Source organism: Methylomicrobium lacus (genome assembly GCF_041897535.1).
In the GTDB taxonomy this organism is placed as follows: Bacteria; Pseudomonadota; Gammaproteobacteria; order Methylococcales; family Methylomonadaceae; genus Methylomicrobium; species Methylomicrobium lacus_A.
This window is the reverse complement of record NZ_CP169217.1, coordinates 1,287,918-1,305,556: the sequence shown is the minus strand read 5'-3', so window position 1 is coordinate 1,305,556 and position 17,639 is coordinate 1,287,918. Positions and strand designations below refer to the sequence as shown.

Sequence of the window (17,639 nt, the reverse complement as noted above, 5' to 3'; positions counted from 1 at the left end):
TTATGCCAGAAAAAGCGATGCGTGCGCATCGGGAAGCGCTCGCGGACTGCAAGAAATGCCCGCTGATGATCGGGCCGGTGGTCAGCGGCAGCCCGGTGTTTTCGCCGATCCTGTTGATCGGTCAGGCGCCCGGCGACAAGGAAGGCGGCTTCGGCAAGCCGTTCGCCTGGACCGCCGGCAAGACCCTGTTCAAATGGTTCGAACGAATCGGGTTGGACGAGGAAACCTTCAGAAGCCGGGTGTACATGGCTGCGGTGTGCCGCTGTTTTCCGGGCAAGAATCCGAAGGGCGGCGATAGGGTGCCGAGTCCTGATGAAATCGGCAATTGCGCGGGCTGGCTGAGGGCCGAGATCGAACTGCTCAAGCCCGCGTTGATCCTGCCGGTCGGCAAACTCGCGATCAGCCAGTTGATCGAAGTCAAAAAGTTGAACGAGGTGATCGGCAAGGTGCATACGGTCAATTTTCATGGCCATCAAGCCGAGGCGATTCCGCTGCCGCATCCGTCCGGCGCATCGACCTGGCACAGGATGGAGCCCGGCATCACCCTGCTCGAATCGGCCTTGTCCCTCTTGGAAGCGCATCCTGCCTGGCGGCAAGTCCGCGAACGGCCTTGAGCAATGCATCACCCGCGCCGGGCGTCAGAAATTCGCGGTAAAACCGAGCCGAAAACCGATCGGCTCGACCGGGTGGAAATGGCTGTCGTCGACGCCCGCGCCGGGCTCTCCGGGTAGCCGGGACGTATAGAAGTAGTCGATTGCGCTGTCTTTTCGATTCAGCAAATTGAAGACCTCCGCCTGAAGCGTCAGGTGTTTGTTGATCTGGTAGCCGAGATTGGCGGACAGCAGAACGGTCTCCTTCGAACGCTCGCTGTTGTTTTCGATCAGTGCCCTGGGACCGAAATAGCGCAGGCGCAAGCCGCCGAAAAAGCCGCGCAGGTCATGCACGGTCGCGCCGGCTGCGATCACCGTTTCGACCGAACCCGGAATGTGTTTGCCGACCGGCAAGCCGCTTCCAGCATTGATCTCGTTGTTACGGAAACGGGCCTTCGAAAAGCTGAAATCCGCGTCGAAGGTCAGCCAGTCTGTCGGCGTGTAATAGTTCGCAAATTCGACGCCGTAACGCCGGCTCGGACGCCCGGCTTCGGTGGTGCCGGCATCGCCGACGAAGACCAGTTCGGAGTCGATGTCCAGCCACCAGAGCGACACCGTGCTTTGCAGGCCGTCAAGCCTGGCCGTGCGGGCGCCGATTTCGGCGCCGTAGGTGCGCACCAGGGGATCGGCGCGCTTGACCGCGTCGCCGCTTTTCGGGTCGATGCGGGTATTGATGCCGCGCGCGTCATTGCTGTGGAAGCCGAGGCCGCCGTTCAAATAAATCTCCGATTTCTCCCAAGGACCCAGCACGATGCCGCCTTTCGGGCTGACCAGCCCGTCCAGGCGATTGCCGGAATTCTCCTGGCGATCGCTGTTCACGTCGAAACGAAAACCGTCGAAACGGACGCCGACATTGCTGCGCAGCCAGGCATTCCATTGCGTCTTGTTCTCGGCATAGGGACTGAGGCTGCTCTGCACGACATGGTCTTCGCGCACGGCGCCGTAGCACCGACGTTTTTCGGTTAAGAGCAGGCCGTTGTCGATCAGGTCATTCCGGAATTGCAGGCCCAGCGTCGTTTCCGCCTCCATGCCGCCGATTTGGTGATAGAGCGTATGCGCGGCTTTCAGGCCGCTCTGCCAGCGCCGGTCCGGCTGCGCGAACTGGTCGCCGCGCACCGGATCGTCCAGGAAATAGGTGAAGTTCGAATACAGGTCGAGCAAGGAGTACACGCCGTAAGCCATCACCCGGGTCGCGTTGTGGTCGGACTGCCGATGCCATTCGGTGGTCAAGCTATAGCGCCGGCTGCGGCCGCCGTCGGTCGGGTCGATCAGGCCGAAACGGTCGAGCCGGCCGGCGTCCACAGTACGCCTCGGGATCTGGTCGGTCGAATTCCAGTCCGCGCCGTAGGCCATCGCGGTCGCGCTCCAGCCCGAATCGCCGTGTTCCCGGCTGTAGCGTAGCACCACGTTGCCCTTTTTGAAATGATTGCCGTTCTGCCAGGGACCGTCGTTGTAATTGCCTTCGACCGCATACAACAGATTGCCGCTGCCGATTTTGACCGAATCGGCGACGAGTCCGCGATAGTAGTCGAAGCTGCCGCCGGTGAATTTCAGGATGCCGGCGGGCAGGGTATCGAAGTAGTGGATATTGGCCGCGCCGGCGCTCGAAAAATCGCCGTTTTCCGCGTAATAGACGCCTTTCTGGTAACCGAGTGTGCGGATCAGCTCAGGGATCAGAAAGCCGGTGTCGGTCCAGCCCTGGCCGTGCGCATGCGACACCATGTTGACCGGGACGCCGTCGATCTGGGTCAGAAAATCGGTGCCGTGGTCGAGATTGAAGCCGCGCAGGAAATATTGATTCGCCTTGCCCTCGCCGCTGTGCTGCGAGACGATCAGGCCCGGCACGGTTTCCAGCACTTCGCCGGGACGGAAGATCGGCCGCAATTTGAGCTGCGCTTGGCCGATATTGCCTTCGGAAGCACTGCCCGCAATGCCGACCTGCGAATCGCTGCGTTCTATCACCTCGACCTCCGGCAGGCGCACGTCTTCCTCTTGTTCGGACGATGCTTCGGCTGAGGCCGCGGCATCCGTCTGGAGCGGGTCCGCATGGGCGCCGCCGAACAGGCAGGCAAAAGCCAAGAGAAACAGGCGCGCCGCGACGATGCCGACGCCGTGCAGCAGCAAAGTCGCCAGCATGAAACCCAAGGCGAACGACAAGAGGCTTGCCGAGGCGGGCATTTCCTGCCCGTGCGCGAAGCCGTGGAAGAAGGCGAAAAAACCGACGATGGTCAGGCTGGTCAGGATCCGAAAGCGTAGCCTCCTGATCACCAGGACCCCGAAGACCGGCACCGACAGCAGGATCATCGTTTCGGCCGCCGGTGCCGCCGCGCCCGCAACCCCGGCCAAGCCGCCGAGGCTCATCACGCCGACGAAGGCCAACGGCAGCAGCCAGACGGCCCGCCCGCGCTGCTGCGCCGCCCACATGCCGACCGCGATCATCGTCAGCAGATGGTCCGAGCCGTGCAGGGGATGGCTAAAGCCATGGTGCCAACCGCTTAAGTCCGGACCCGGCGCGTGGGCATCGGCGGCACAGGGCTGCGCCAGCAAAAAGAACAGGCTCAGCAGTTGTTTTATGAGCATTCTTCGGGTCTGTCGTCGGTGAAGGAAGGCGAAGCCGGACACATGATACGATTTGCCTGAACCTCCTACAATCGAAAATGATGCGGGCTATTCAACGGATAGCCCAGGCAAGGCGCATTAAATCAGGCCATGCTCCGCAAACGAATAGGGCATGCCGTCGCCGATGATGAAATGATCGAGCACCCTAATGTCGAAGAGAGACAAGGCCTGTTTCAACTTGTCGGTGATCTGCCGGTCCGCCTGGCTCGGTTCGGCGATGCCGGAGGGATGGTTGTGCGCGAAGATCACCGCCGCCGCGTTGTGATGCAGCGCTTTTTTCGCGACTTCGCGCGGATACACCGCCGCGCCGTCGATCGTACCCTTGAACAGTTCCTCCAGTTGAATGACCCGGTGCTGGTTGTCCAGAAACAGGCAGGCGAAGACTTCGTAGCTGTATCCGCGCAGCTGCGCGCTCAAATAGGCGCGGGTCGCCTCGGGGCTGGTCAGGGCATTGCCGCGCTGCAGGACTTCCTTGAAATGCCGTCGCGCCATCTCCATCACCGCCTGCATCTGCGCGTATTTGGCGTCGCCGAGGCCGTTCGCCCGGCAAAAGCGCTGGCGGTCCGCATCGAGCAGCGCTTTCAGCGAGCCGAAATCATTCAAAAGCTCGCGCGCCAGATCGACCGCCGATTTGCCGGGGGTGCCGGTGCGCAAAAAGATCGCCAGCAATTCCGCGTCGGTCAGCGCGCCGGAGCCGCGCTGCAATAGTTTTTCCCGAGGGCGGTCTTCCTCGGCCCAGTCTTTGATTCCCATGAGCGATCCTCCCGGTCGGTAAAAAAAAAGACTTAGTCTGGAAGCTAAGCATAGAAGAATTCGCGCATCCTTGCCATAATGCGCCTTTTTGATCCTGTCCGGTATGAACGAAGCGAAACGAATTTTAGTGGGCGTCAGCGGCGGCATTGCCGCTTACAAGGCGGCGGAGCTGGTGCGGTTGCTGCGCAAACAGGGCGCCGAGGTGCGCGTCGCGATGACCGAGGCGGCCGTCCGGTTCGTCACACCGCTGACGTTCCAGGCCTTGTCCGGCAACGCGGTGCATTGCGATCTACTGGATGCCGAAAGCGAAAACGCGATGGATCATATCAGCCTCGCGCGCTGGGCCGATGTGATGCTCATCGCGCCCGCCACGGCCAATCTGATCGCAAAATTGAGTCACGGCCTCGCCGATGATTTATTGACGACGCTGTATCTGGCCGCGACTTGCCCGGTCTATGTCGCGCCGGCGATGAATCAGGCGATGTGGGCGAAGCCGGTGACCCAGGAAAATGTTGCGACCTTGCTGCGGCATGGCGTGCAGTTGATCGGTCCCGCCCAGGGCGAGCAGGCCTGCGGCGAAACCGGTGTCGGGCGCATGTCGGAGCCGCAGGAGATTTGCGCCGCGCTGTTCAAAGAACCCGCCGATCTCTGCCTCAAAGGCCTGCAAGTGCTGATCAGCGCCGGCCCGACGCGGGAACCCCTGGACCCGGTGCGCTACATCACGAACCGCAGCTCGGGCAAAATGGGGTATGCCCTGGCCGAGGCGGCCAGGAATGCGGGCGCGACGGTCACGCTGGTGTCGGGGCCGACGCAGTTGCCGCCGCCGGGGAATATCGAGCTCGTTCGCGTCGAAACGGCGGCCGAAATGTATGCGGCGGTGATCGCCAGGGCGCCAGCCTCGGATATTTACATCGGCGCGGCGGCGGTCGCCGACTACACGCCCACAGTAATGCAGCCGGAAAAAATCAAGAAGCAGGGCGAACACGTGACGCTTGAGCTGCAAAAGACCCGGGACATCCTGGCCGAGGTCGCGGCCTTGAGCCGGCGCCCCTTTACGGTCGGCTTTGCGGCCGAAACGATCGATTTGGAGGCTTATGCCCTGGACAAGCTGGTGCGCAAGAATCTGGACATGATCGCTGCCAATTGGGTCGGACAGACGCAGGGCGGCTTCGACAGCGAACACAATGCGCTGGAGGTCTATTGGAAGGGCGGCAGCCAAACGCTGGCGATGACCGGCAAGAAACGCTTGGCCGAACTGTTGATCGGACTCATTGCCGAAAGACTGAGGGTCAAGGCGCCGGCATCTTGAAAAGGATGCCGGCACAATTCGCTTAATGGACTTACTCGCTGGTTTTCAAAGCCGCCAAGGCGGCGTCGATCAACACATCGATCGTCTGGTATTGACTGTTGTCCGTTGCCGAGCCGATACGGAAGGTCAGCGGCGTTTTAGGCCAGTCGGTCAGGACCGGCTCGACCGAGGCCTGAATCCTTTCTGCGATATGCCGCCCGCCGTTTTCATCGGTATTCGGCAGAATCACCGCGAAAAGGTCGGCGCTATAACAGCAGACAAAATCGGTCGGTCTTGACGGAATGCATTCGATCGCGGCGGCGATCGCCGTGAGCTGCCGGTTTCTGGCTTCGTCTTCCTCCGCCATGCCCGGCCATGAGAGATTGCCGATTTCACAGACCAGCAAGGTCAGAGGATGGCGTTCGCGTTTGGCCAATTTCATTTCCCGGTTCAGGGTTTTCTCAAAGTAACGCCGGTTGGCCAGGCCGGTGATTTCATCAAACATCGACAGCTCAAGCAAAGCCCGGTTCGCGGCGATCAGGTCTTGGTCGGCCGGCGGAGTTTGCCGCGCAAGAGTCATTCTTTCGAGCGCGAGCAATTGCATCAGGATGCGATGACGGCTCAAGGGCTTCGGAAGCAGGGCGTCGGCGCCGGCGAGTATCGCGCCTGCAAACGCTTCATCATCGTTTCCCGAACTCAGCGCCACGATCGGAAGCCATTCGCCCTGATGTTCCATTCTGATCGCTTGGATCGCCTCGACGGCGCGCTCACGACCGAAATCGATATCCATGAAAACGCAATCGACGGGATGAGTGAGCATGAAGGGCAACGCGGCTTCCGCTTTGCCGGCATCGTGAACGACATGACCCAGCGAGGTCAGGCATTGATCCAGAATGAAACGGCAGACTTCACTTTTTTCTATGACCAGAATATCCATCGAGGTGCGAAAATAAAATCGATATACGCAGTCTAGTCGATTTTAAGTTTTAGGTAAGGTCTAGTGCTTGCAATCGGTTTGCGGGGTGGCCGGCATGAAGGGACGGCGAGCCAATCGTTGACGTCAGGGAGTGAATGGCTGCCGTGCCAGATTTTTATTGAAATGCGCCTGTTAATCTTCTATGCTCGTTTGCCGAGGTCGAAACCGAATTAGTCCAGGCTGATCCAGCCCTTCCCAAAATACAGGAGACTCTATGAAGATTGGTGTACCTAAAGAAATTCATCAAGGCGAAAAGCGCGTCGCGCTGACGCCGGAGACCGCCGAACAAATCATGAAGCTGGGTTTTTCGGTCTGTATCGAAAAAGGGGCGGGGCAGGGTGCGAACATCTCCGATGAGGCTTTTAGAGAGGCGGGCGTGGAGGTCGTCGAGGATGCCAAACGCGTATGGCAGGATAGCGATATCGTGATGAAGGTCAGGGCGCCCGAGCGCCACCCTGAATTGGCGATAGACGAAGTCGAGCTGTTGCGCGAAGGCGGTCATCTGATCAGTTTTATCTGGCCCGCGCAAAACGAGGCCTTGATGCAGAAACTGGCCGGCAAACAAGCGACGGTGCTGGCGATGGACAGCGTGCCGAGAATGTCCAGGGCGCAAAAACTCGACGCCTTGAGTTCGATGGCGAATATCGCGGGCTACCGGGCCGTGATCGAAGCGGCGCAGCATTTCGGCCGCTTTTTCACAGGTCAGATTACCGCGGCCGGCAAGATTCCGCCCGCGAAGGTGCTGGTGATCGGCGCCGGTGTGGCGGGACTTGCCGCGATCGGCGCGGCAAAAGGCATGGGCGCGATCGTCCGGGCCTTTGACACGCGGCCGGAAGTGAAAGAACAGATCGAGAGCATGGACGCCGAATTTCTGATGCTCGATTTCAAGGAAGAAGGCTCCGGCACCGGCGGTTATGCGAAAACGATGTCGAAGGAATTCATCGAGGCCGAAATGGCCTTGTTCGCGCGCCAGGCGATGGAGGTCGACATCATCATCACGACCGCGCTGATTCCCGGAAAGCCGGCGCCGGAGCTGATCACGAAGGGAATGGTTGAGTCGATGAAGCCGGGCAGCGTGATCGTCGATCTGGCCGCCGAGCAGGGCGGCAACTGCGCGCTGACCGAGAAGGACAAGGTGGTGGTCAAGCACGGCGTCACGATCATCGGCTATACCAATCTGCCGAGCCGGCTCGCGAATCAGTCCAGCCAACTGTATGCGACCAATTTACGGCATCTGTTGACCGAACTGAGCCCGGAAAAGAACGGCGAGATCAACGTGAACATGGAGGACGAGGTGATCCGCGGCGCGACCGTGATCAAGGAAGGCAAGATCACCTGGCCGCCGCCACCGCCGAAATTATCGGCGGCGCCCGCGCCGCAGACCGAAGCGCCGGCCAACCCGGGCGTGGCGGAAAAGGCCAAGCCCAATAACCGCTTGATTCCTGCGGCGGTCAGGCCGTTTATTCCCTTGGTGATCGGCGCTCTCGCGCTGTACGGGCTCGGCTCGGTCGCGCCGGTCTCGTTCATGTCGCATTTCACCGTGTTCGTCCTGGCCTGCTTCGTCGGCTATCAGGTGATCTGGAATGTGACGCCGTCGCTGCATACGCCGCTGATGAGCGTGACCAATGCGATCAGCGGCATCATCGTGATCGGCGCCCTGGTGCAGGTTTCCGCTCCGGCGATCATGATCAGCGTTCTGGCGGGGCTTGCGATCCTGATCGCCTCGATCAACATCGCGGGCGGTTTCTTGGTGACCCGGCGCATGCTCGAAATGTTCAGAAAATAAGCATAAGGAAAAAACATGTCACAAAGTTTAGTCACGATGTCTTACATCGCCGCGACGGTGCTGTTCATTTTGAGTTTGAGCGGCCTCAGCAATCAGGAAACCGCGCGGCGCGGCAACTACTACGGCATGCTCGGCATGGCGATCGCGATCGCCGCGACCGTGCTGAGCGGCTCGGTCACCGCGTATTCGATCCTGATCGCCGCCTTGCTGCTCGGCGGCGCGATCGGCTTCAAGGCCGCGAAAACGGTCGAGATGACGCAAATGCCCGAACTGGTCGCGATCATGCACAGTCTGGTCGGGATGGCGGCAGTGTTGGTCGGCTACGCGAATTTCATGGATGAAGGCGGCACCTTGTCCGGCGTCGAAAAAACGATCCACGAAGTCGAGATCTATGTCGGTATTTTGATCGGCGCGGTGACCTTTTCCGGCTCGGTGATCGCATTCGGCAAGCTGAGCGGACGCATCAACGGCAAACCGCTGTTGCTACCGGGCCGCCACTGGCTGAACCTGGGCCTGCTGGTCCTGGTGATCTATTTCGGCTATCTGTTTTTGCAGCAGGCCGAAAGCGGCGGCGGCAGCGTTCCTCTGCTGGTCATGACCGCGATTTCGCTCGCGTTCGGCATCCATATGGTGATGGCGATCGGAGGCGCGGACATGCCGGTCGTGGTGTCGATGTTGAACAGTTATTCCGGATGGGCCGCGGCCGCGACCGGCTTCATGCTGAGCAATGACCTGTTGATCGTGACCGGCGCCCTGGTCGGCAGCAGCGGCGCGATCCTGAGCTATATCATGTGCCGGGCGATGAACCGCAATTTCATCAGCGTGATCGCGGGCGGTTTCGGCACCGGCACCGGCGGCGAGGCGGCGGTCGTCGAAGGCGACGTGCAGCCGATCGATGCGGAAGAAACCGCGCAGCAATTGCTCGCCGCGAAAAACATCATGATCATTCCGGGCTACGGCATGGCGGTCGCGCAGGCGCAGCACACGGTCAACGAAATCACCAAACTGCTCAGGGACAAAGGCAAAAAAGTCCGTTTCGGCATCCATCCGGTCGCGGGCCGCATGCCCGGCCACATGAACGTGCTGCTGGCCGAGGCGAAGGTGCCGTATGACATCGTCTACGAAATGGACGAAATCAACGAGGACTTTCCGAACGTCGACCTGACGATGGTGATCGGCGCGAACGACATCGTCAATCCGTCCGCGCTGGACGATCCGAACAGCCCGATCGCCGGCATGCCGGTGCTGGAATGCTGGAAAGGCGGCATGACGATCGCGATGAAGCGCAGCATGGCGTCCGGTTATGCGGGCGTCGGCAATCCGCTGTTCGTGCTCGACAATACGCGGATGCTGTTCGGCGACGCGAACGACAGATTGCAGGCGGTGTTGAAGGCGTTGCGCAGTTGATGAATGCTTCGATCGGCGCCTGCGCGAAAGCGCGATCTTGTCGTGGTTTGCCGATGGATTCTATGTTAAAGTCCGCCCATTCGTTTCCCTGCCGCATTGACGGGCGGCAGGGAAGATCGAGCGGGCGAAGCGCGATTTCTCCGGGTTTGAAAAGTCAGAGGGTAACGAAAAGCAGATGGCCGGTTTTGATGCATTAAAGAAGGTCGCTGTGGCGAAAGCGGCGGCGGTTTGTCGGGATATTGAACTCGATCCCGAGGCGGTCAAGTGTCTCGAATCCGATCCTGCGCCGGTGGAATATTTGAATGCCTTGCTGGAACGTCAGCTGTATCCCGATGCGGTGCGCTTTCTGGCGCGCGCCCTGCCCAAGCGCGAGGCGACCTGGTGGGCGTGTATTTGTACGCGCGGCATGATCACCCAGGACACGCCGCCGGCATCCCTCAAGGCGCTCGAAGCCGCGGAACAGTGGGTATACAAACCCATCGAAGCCAATCGCCGTTCGGCGGAAGCGGCGGCGCAGGCCACCGCGTTTGACGGTCCGGCGGCATGGGCGGCGATGGCGGCGTTTTGGGGTGACGGCAGCATGGCACCCGAAAACTCCCCGCCGATCACCGCGCCGGAAAATCTGACGGCCAAGGCGGTCGCGGGGGCGGTGATGCTGGCGGCGGTATTGAGTGAACCGGAAAGAGCGCAGGAAAAATACCGCTATTTTCTGGAGCAGGGCGTCGATATCGCCAATGGCGGCAACGGCCGTCCCTGGCAAGGCTGAACAGGAGCGTAAACGATGGGTCAACCCGCGGCGCGCATCAGCGATATGCATGTCTGTCCGATGTGTAACGGCCCCGTACCGCATGTCGGCGGTCCGATCCTACCGCCGGGCGCGGTGACCACATTGATAGGCGGCTTGCCTGCGGCAAGGATGGGCGATATGGCGGTTTGCGTGGGGCCTCCGGATGTCATCATGAAGGCTTCTACGACGGTATTGATCGGCGGAATGCCCGCCGCCCGCATGGGGGATTCGACCGCGCATGGCGGCGTGATTGTATTGGGTTGTTTTACCGTTTTGATCGGCGGCTAGAAGCGGTGGTTCAGCGAATCCTGTAAAGTATGCGGTTGCCGTTTTTATGCGGCCGCCAGTCTGCCGGAAAAATTAAGTTCGAATTGATCAGGAATTGTTTATGCCCATTTCTCAAGTTGGCCGTAGTGCTTCGGTTAAGACGCCCTTGGGCGACAATGACTTATTTCTGTGGCGGGTGTCCGGAAGCGAGCAACTCAGTCACTTATTCGAGTATGAACTGGATCTGCTCAGCGAAAAAAATAATATTGACTTGAAACAATTGCTGGGCAAGAACATGACCGTCACTTTACATTTGCTGGAAGGCGGGCAGCGTTTTCTGCATGGCATGGTGACACGGGCCAGCCGCAGCGGCATGATGGGGCGTTTTTATCATTACCGGGCGACGCTAAAACCCAAGGCCTGGTTATTAACCCGGCGCAGCAATTGCCGGATCATGCCGACCGGAAAGTCCGTGCCGGACATCGTCAAACTGATCCTCAATGAGCACGGGGTTTCGGATGTCGACATGCAGCTTTTCGGCACCTATTCGCCGCGCGAATATTGCGTGCAATACCGCGAAACCGATTTTAACTTCATCAGCCGGCTGCTGGAAGATGAAGGCATTTATTACTATTTCGATCATAGCCATTCTGCCCATACCCTGGTGCTGTGCGATTCGGTCGCGGCGCAAAAAAAGGCACCGGTCAATGCGAACATTCCTTATTTTCAACCGGCGAATCAAAATCGCCGCAAGGAAGGGCACCTCTATGAATGGAATGTAAGCCAGGAAATCCAGTCGGGCAAATACGAATTGGACGACTACGATTTCGAGGCGCCCAATACCGATCTGACGGCGAAGTCGTCCAAACCCGGAGCGCATACGGAAAGCGGCAAAGAAGTTTACGATTATCCGGGCGGCTATAAACAGAAGTCCGACGGCGAGCAGTACAGCAAGGTGCGCATGGAGGAATTGCGCAGCCAATTCGAGCAAATCTCCGCGCGCGGAAACGCCCGGCAACTGGCGGCAGGTATGAAGTTTACGCTGGCCGATTTTCCGGTGGCGGAGCAAAACCGCGAATACGCGATCGTGTCTTCGAGCCTGCAGCTGCAGAACAATGGCTATGAGTCGGATGGAATTACCGATTGCGAGGAGGAATACCAGTGCGCCTTCCGGGTGCTTCCTGCCTCGGCGGAAAACCAGTTCAGGCCGCCTCGGCTGACGCCTATGCCGATCGTTCAGGGGGTGCAGACCGCGATCGTGGTCGGCAAGTCCGGCGAAGAAATTTGGACAGACAAATATGGACGGGTCAAGGTCCAGTTCCATTGGGATCGACTCGGCAAGAAAGATGAAAACAGTTCGTGCTGGGTGCGCGTCGCGCAGGTCTGGGCCGGTAAAGCATGGGGAGCGATGCACATCCCGCGCGTCGGTCAGGAAGTGATCGTCGATTTTTTGGAAGGCAATCCGGACCGGCCGATCATAACCGGAAGGGTCTATAACGCCGAGCAAATGCCGCCCTATGCGCTTCCGGACAACCAAACCCAGAGCGGCATCAAATCCCGCAGCAGTAAGGGGGCGGGCGCGGATAATTTCAACGAAATCCGCTTCGAGGACAAGAAGGGCGAGGAAGAGCTTTACATCCATGCCGAGAAAGACTGCACCCGGATCGTCGAGAACAATGACGTGCAAAAGGTCGGCTTCGACAAGAAGGATCAGGGCAATCAGACGATAGACATTTACAACGACCGGACGGTGACTCTGGATCAGGGCCATGACAGCCTGACGGTAAAGACCGGCAATCGTACGGTCAGCGTCGATACCGGCAATCACGAACTGACGGTAAAAACAGGCGATCGATCCGCCAGCATCGATACGGGCAATGACAGTGTCAATGTCAAAACCGGCAACCGCACGGTAAAGGTTGATCTCGGCAGCATCGCAGAAGAGGCGATGCAGTCGATCGAGCTGAAGGTCGGATCAAACAGCGTCAAGATCGATCAGAGCGGCGTGACGATCAAAGGCCTGAATATCACGATCGAGGGAACGCTGCAAACCGATGTGAAGGGTTTGCAAACGTCAGTCAATGGAAGCGCGATGCTGACAGTGAAGGGCGGCCTCGTGATGATCAATTGAGTCTTGTGACAGGTTGACACGGATAAAATGCAGCGCTTTTTAGAATGGATGAAATGGGAGATGAATGAATGATACGAGCCGGTTTTGTATCGATGGGTGTGCTCGCGTTATTGCAGGCCTGTAGCAGTCCGCCGCCGGCGCCTCCGGTGGCCGCGCCCGAACCGCCGACAATCGTGAATCTGAAAATCAGCAGCGCCGCGAATGTGAATGCGGATGCGAGCGGCGCCGGAGCGCCGGTGATGCTGCGGATTTATCAATTGCGGGAAACCAGCAGTTTCAATGCCGCCGACTTTTTTTCGCTGTTCGATAAGGATCAGGCGACATTGTCCGCCGAAATGGCGCGTAAGCAGGAGTTGTTGATCAAGCCGAACGATCAGCAGACGGTATCGCTGCAGCTCGATCCCGACATAAAGACCCTAGGGGTCTTTGCCGCGTTCAGGCAACTGGATACCGCGCAATGGCGCGCCACGCTGCCGGTTGCGGCCCATCAAACGCAGGCGGTGGAGATCAAATTGCAGGGCAATGAAGTGCGCGTCGAAGCGGTTAAAAAAGAGCCGTAGGGAAATGGGCTTGTTGAAAATGTTGCAATGTTTGTATCATAGGCATTTTTAACGGTTGCCCCTTCTTCCCGATCAATGACCCGGCTCGCTATCCTCAACACTTCAATTGATTCATCGGCGGCTTTGCTTTCGCCGCGGTCCCTTCAGCGGCGGGTGCGGTTATGATCTTGATCATCAAAGCGGTCAGTTACAAGGGCATGCCGCTGGCCGAGGAGATCAGCGCGCGTTTCGAAGCGCAGGGCGGATCGATCGGCCGTTCGCCGGATAACCGTTTGGCGTTGCCGGACCCGGAAAAATATATCTCCCGTCGGCATGCCGAGATTCACTACGAAGGCGGGCAGTATTTCATTCAGGACAGCAGCGCCGCCGGCACCTACCTGGAACCGCAAGGCCAGTTGCTGCAGCAAAGCCGGGCGCTTTTGACGGACGGCGACAGGCTGCGCATCGGTGAATACGAATTGCAGGTCTTGATCGGCGAGTCCGCGCCGGCGATTTCCGAGCCTTTTGCCGCGCAGCCGGTTCGCCAGTTGGATTTCGCCGAGAGCGGGCCTCTGGATGGCCCGTTTGCGGCCCCGCAAAAGCCGGCGCCGGCGGCCGATCAGCAGAAAAGTTTCATCGAACAGCCCGACTCCTCCATATTTCATCAAAGTTTTACGCCGCCGGCAGCGCAGCCTGCGGCGTCCGTTAAGGGAGGTGCAGCGGATGACCTGGACTTCGGCGATTTGCTGTCGACCCTGGATAATCTGTCCAGTCCTCTTGCCGCGCCGATTGCCGGTGCTCCGCCGACGGCGAGCCCGTCGCTGCCGCTTGATTTCCCCGAGTTGCCGGCCGATTTTTTTGCCGAAGAGAGCCAGACGGCAGCCGATTCGGCGGCGGTAGCCGCCGCGCCGCACGCGGAGGCGGAATTGCCGTTTTCCCCTTTCTCCGAGCCCGTGGAGTTGAAGGCAGAAACGCCTCCCTCGCCGGTAAGCGCTTGCGATGCGGCCGGCCCTGTCCGCCAGATCGACATGGCTGCACAAGTCACGCCGGAGACCGTCGCCATCAAGCCGGAGATTCCAGCGGCGCCTGCGCCCATTTCCGAAGCGGCTCCGGTTGAGACGCCCCGGCGCCCGCCCGAGCCGCAGCAAAGCGTTCCTTCGGACAGCGAATTGATTCGCGCGTTTCTAGCCGGCGCTGGCATCGACGACCCGCATTTCCTCCCCCCCGAACAGTGGCCGGCTCTGCTGCGCACGTCGGGCGAACTGCTGCGCAGCATGGTGGATGGCTTGATGTGCGTGCTCCGCGCCCGCGCGGAATTGAAGAGCCAGTTTCGCGTTTCGGTGACCACGATGCGTTCGGTCGACAATAATCCGCTGAAATTCACCCCGAATGTCGATGACGCGATCCGGCTGATCCTGGCGCCGACGCATCCCGGCTTTCTGAGCCCGAAAGAAGCGGTGCGCGAAGGCTTCGGCGACATCATGAATCATCAGATGGCGATGACCGCCGGCATCCAGGCCGCGTTGGCGGACGTTTTGCGCGGCTTCGATCCCGAATCGATCGAAAAAACGCAAGGCGAAGGCCTGCTCTTTCAGAAAAAAGCCAAATGCTGGGAACAGTATACGATCCAGTATCCGAAGCTGAAGGCCGCCGCCCAGGAGGATTTCTTCGGCGATGCCTTCGGCGATGCCTATGAGCAGCAGATGCAATTGCTGAGCCGCTCGTCAAAACGCTAACCTTATCACCGCATTCCTGCCGGGAACCAAAAATATGTCTGAAAACAATAGGGTAGTCTGGTCCGAGGGCATGTTTCTTCGGCCCCAGCATTTCCAGCAGCACGACCGCTATTTCGAAAGCCTGCTGCATGGCTTGTCGCTCGGCGTGCATGCCTATGCCTGGGGTTTTGCGAGCCTCAAACTCGACCAGGGCTGTCTGGCGATCGGCAAGGTCGGGCTCGGCGAATGCAAAGGGGTCTTTCCGGACGGCACGCCGTTCGATTTGCCGCAAGACGACGAATTGCCGATGCCGCTGGACGTGCCGGAGAACGAAAAGGCCAGCATCGTCTATCTGGCGTTGCCGCTACGCCGCCCGGATACGACCGAGGTCGACAGCGAGTCCTTTCCCGACAACATGGCGCGTTATCGCCTGACCGAGCGTCAGGTCCGCGACCATAACAGCGGCTCGGACGGCCGTTACGAGGTACAGATCGGCGCGCTGAAGCCGCGCCTGATGTGCGAAAGCCAGGAGCGTTCGGGTTATGTGTGCCTGGGCATCGCGAGGATCGTCGAGGTGCGCGCCGATAAAACGGTGATCCTCGACAAGCAGTATATTCCGCCCGCCGTGCACTGCGCCGCGGCAGGACTTTTGGGCGGCTTTGCCGGGGAATTGCAAGGCCTCCTGCATACCCGCGGCGAAGCGTTGGCCGGCAGGGTGGCCGGCAGCAGCCAGGGCGGCGTCGCCGAAATCGCCGATTTCATGCTGCTGCAGCTGATCAACCGTTACGAGCCGCTGCTCGCGCACCTGGCCAATGCCCAGGTGCTGCATCCGGAAGATTTTTTCCGGCTGTGCCTGCAAATGGCCGGCGAACTGGCGACCTTTTACCGGCCGAACAAACGGCCGATCGCCTTCCCCGACTACAAGCACGACGACCTGAAAGCCACTTTCATGCCGTTGATCGACGAACTGCGCAGCCTGTTGAGCATGGTGCTGGAACAGAACGCGGTGCAGTTGCCGCTCGCGGAAGCCCGGCCGGGCGTGTATGTCGCGAAACGGCCGGAGTTGACGCTGTTGGAAGGGGCGATCTTCGTGCTCGCGGCGAAGGCTCAGGTGTCTTCGGAACTGATACGCAGCCATTTCCCGCCGCAGGTCAAAATCGGACCGGTCGAGGATATTCAATTGCTGGTGCGTTCGGCATTGCCCGGCATCGCGATCCAGGCCTTGCCGGTCGCACCGCGGCAGATTCCTTACCATGCCGGTTATTCGTATTTCGAGCTGAACAAGCAAAGCGAATTATGGGCGAAGATGGCGGCTTCCGGCGGCTTCGCGATCCATATCGGCGGCAGTTTTCCGGAACTGGAACTTGAGTTTTGGGCAATTAGAAAAGGTTGAACGGCATGAATCCAAACGATCCTTCAGGACCCTTCGATGACGGCGACCGCACCATCATCCGGCCGATGCCGGGCGGAAGGCGGCCCGCGGCCGCGCCGCCGGCAGCGGAAACTCAGCCGGCCGTTCCACCTCCGTCTCCGGCCTACCGGCCGGTAACTTCGGCCGAGCTGCCCGCCGCCGAATTCAAGGAAAATCCGATTGTCGCGGCCGCCTTGCCTTTGATTTCGCTGGCCGGGCGGCTCAGGCAAACCGCGATGTATCCGGCGGTCGATGCGCTACGCCAGCGCGCGACCAGCGAAGTGACCCTGTTCGAAAACCGCCTCTTGCAAGCCGGCTTCGGCGCCGATCAGACCCGCATGGCCAGTTACGTGCTCTGCAGCTTTCTGGATGAGGCGATCCTGAATACGCCCTGGGGATCGCAGAGCAACTGGGGGCATCAGAGCCTGTTGATCTCGTTTCACCGCGAAGCCTGGGGCGGCGAGAAGTTTTTCGACATCGTCGCGGCGTTGGTCAAACAGCCGGCGCAAAACCTGGCGCTGATCGAACTGGCCTATCTTTTCATCAGCCTCGGTTTTGAAGGCAAATACCGGGTGCTGACCAATGGCGCGAACGAGTTAGAAAAATACCGCGCCGAGCTGTATCAATTGATCCAGCGCGTGAAAGGCGACGGCGAACGCGAACTGTCGCCGCGCTGGCGCGGGCTGAAGGATGTGCGCAACGCGCTGGTGCGCTATGTGCCGCTCTGGGTGGTCGGCGCGGTGCTCGGCGTGTTGTTGGTCCTGGTCTACATCGGTTTCGTGCTGGCGCTGAATGCCCGTTCGGACCAGGATTACAAGGAACTGTTCGCGCTCGCCAAACAGCCGGTCGAGATCGCGCGCGCGGCGCCGGTCGTGAAGCCCGCCGACCCGGATCGGAAGGAGCGCTTCAAACGGGTGCTGGCGGCCGAAATCGCGAAGAACATGGTCGAGGTGGTCGACGACAGGCTGCTTCGGATCCGCAATTCCTTCGCCTCCGGCAGCGACCAGCTGAAGCCCGAGTTCATGCCGATGCTGAAAAAAATCGCCGACGAGTTCGCGGTGGGCAAGGACAATGTGCTGGTCACCGGCCATACCGACGACAAGCCGATCGTCTCGGCGCGGTTTCCGTCGAATTGGCATTTGTCGACCTCGCGGGCGAAAAAGGTCAGCGAAATGTTGAACGATCTGGCGACGCAGAGCGGCAAGATCCGCTTTGAAGGCCGGGCCGAGGGCGAACCGTTGGCGCCCAACGACACGCCGGAACACCGGGCGATCAATCGCCGCGTCGATTTACAGATTCAGTGAGAGCAC

At 59.9% G+C, this 17,639-nt stretch carries 14 protein-coding genes; 11 read left to right on the top strand and 3 right to left on the bottom strand.

Going from position 1 to position 17,639, the window contains the following annotated elements:
- Positions 1-17: 17 nt before the first annotated feature.
- Positions 18-614, top strand: coding sequence for a uracil-DNA glycosylase family protein (locus ACEPPP_RS05690; protein WP_374090896.1), 597 nt, complete (start codon positions 18-20; stop codon positions 612-614).
- A gap of 24 nt (positions 615-638) precedes the next feature.
- Here the strand turns inward: ACEPPP_RS05690 and ACEPPP_RS05685 are convergent, their stop codons facing one another.
- The gene (locus ACEPPP_RS05685) at positions 639-3,230 is read right to left on the bottom strand and encodes a TonB-dependent receptor domain-containing protein (protein ID WP_374090073.1); all 2,592 of its coding nucleotides are present in this window, start codon (positions 3,228-3,230) and stop codon (positions 639-641) included.
- Positions 3,231-3,347: 117 nt separating this feature from the next.
- The gene (radC, locus tag ACEPPP_RS05680; RefSeq protein ID WP_374090072.1) at positions 3,348-4,022 is read right to left on the bottom strand and encodes a DNA repair protein RadC; all 675 of its coding nucleotides are present in this window, start codon (positions 4,020-4,022) and stop codon (positions 3,348-3,350) included.
- 103 nt (positions 4,023-4,125) lie between these two features.
- On the opposite strand from radC, the gene coaBC reads away from it, so the two are divergent.
- The gene (coaBC, locus tag ACEPPP_RS05675; RefSeq protein WP_374090071.1) at positions 4,126-5,331 is read left to right on the top strand and encodes a bifunctional phosphopantothenoylcysteine decarboxylase/phosphopantothenate--cysteine ligase CoaBC; all 1,206 of its coding nucleotides are present in this window, start codon (positions 4,126-4,128) and stop codon (positions 5,329-5,331) included.
- Between the two features lie 31 nt (positions 5,332-5,362).
- Here coaBC and ACEPPP_RS05670 read toward each other — a convergent pair whose 3' ends face one another.
- Complete coding sequence (locus ACEPPP_RS05670) at positions 5,363-6,247, bottom strand: diguanylate cyclase domain-containing protein (protein ID WP_374090070.1); 885 nt, start codon at positions 6,245-6,247, stop codon at positions 5,363-5,365.
- Between the two features lie 253 nt (positions 6,248-6,500).
- On the opposite strand from ACEPPP_RS05670, the gene ACEPPP_RS05665 reads away from it, so the two are divergent.
- The 9 genes from ACEPPP_RS05665 (at position 6,501) to icmH (ending at position 17,633) form a co-directional block, all read left to right on the top strand.
- On the top strand, positions 6,501-8,072 hold the full coding sequence (locus tag ACEPPP_RS05665; protein WP_374090069.1) for a Re/Si-specific NAD(P)(+) transhydrogenase subunit alpha: 1,572 nt from the start codon (positions 6,501-6,503) through the stop codon (positions 8,070-8,072).
- A 15-nt stretch (positions 8,073-8,087) separates the two neighbouring features.
- Complete coding sequence (pntB, locus tag ACEPPP_RS05660) at positions 8,088-9,479, top strand: Re/Si-specific NAD(P)(+) transhydrogenase subunit beta (protein WP_374090068.1); 1,392 nt, start codon at positions 8,088-8,090, stop codon at positions 9,477-9,479.
- Between the two features lie 175 nt (positions 9,480-9,654).
- Positions 9,655-10,245 (top strand): hypothetical protein, encoded by a 591-nt coding sequence (locus tag ACEPPP_RS05655; protein WP_374090067.1) that lies wholly within the window; start codon positions 9,655-9,657, stop codon positions 10,243-10,245.
- 15 nt (positions 10,246-10,260) lie between these two features.
- The gene (locus tag ACEPPP_RS05650) at positions 10,261-10,554 is read left to right on the top strand and encodes a PAAR domain-containing protein (protein WP_374090066.1); all 294 of its coding nucleotides are present in this window, start codon (positions 10,261-10,263) and stop codon (positions 10,552-10,554) included.
- 100 nt (positions 10,555-10,654) lie between these two features.
- Positions 10,655-12,664 carry a type VI secretion system Vgr family protein gene (locus ACEPPP_RS05645; RefSeq protein ID WP_374090065.1) on the top strand — a complete coding sequence of 670 codons (2,010 nt, stop codon included), beginning with the start codon at positions 10,655-10,657 and terminating at the stop codon, positions 12,662-12,664.
- A 68-nt stretch (positions 12,665-12,732) separates the two neighbouring features.
- Positions 12,733-13,224 carry a type VI secretion system lipoprotein TssJ gene (tssJ, locus tag ACEPPP_RS05640; RefSeq protein ID WP_374090064.1) on the top strand — a complete coding sequence of 164 codons (492 nt, stop codon included), beginning with the start codon at positions 12,733-12,735 and terminating at the stop codon, positions 13,222-13,224.
- A gap of 161 nt (positions 13,225-13,385) precedes the next feature.
- Entirely contained in the window at positions 13,386-14,939 is a 1,554-nt protein-coding gene (gene tagH / locus ACEPPP_RS05635; protein WP_374090063.1) for a type VI secretion system-associated FHA domain protein TagH, read from the top strand.
- A 34-nt stretch (positions 14,940-14,973) separates the two neighbouring features.
- Positions 14,974-16,311: a type VI secretion system baseplate subunit TssK gene (gene tssK / locus ACEPPP_RS05630; RefSeq protein WP_374090062.1), complete on the top strand. Its 1,338-nt coding sequence runs from the start codon at positions 14,974-14,976 to the stop codon at positions 16,309-16,311.
- Between the two features lie 5 nt (positions 16,312-16,316).
- Positions 16,317-17,633, top strand: a complete 1,317-nt coding sequence (gene icmH / locus ACEPPP_RS05625; protein WP_374090061.1) for a type IVB secretion system protein IcmH/DotU — start codon at positions 16,317-16,319, stop codon at positions 17,631-17,633.
- Positions 17,634-17,639 lie beyond the last annotated feature (6 nt).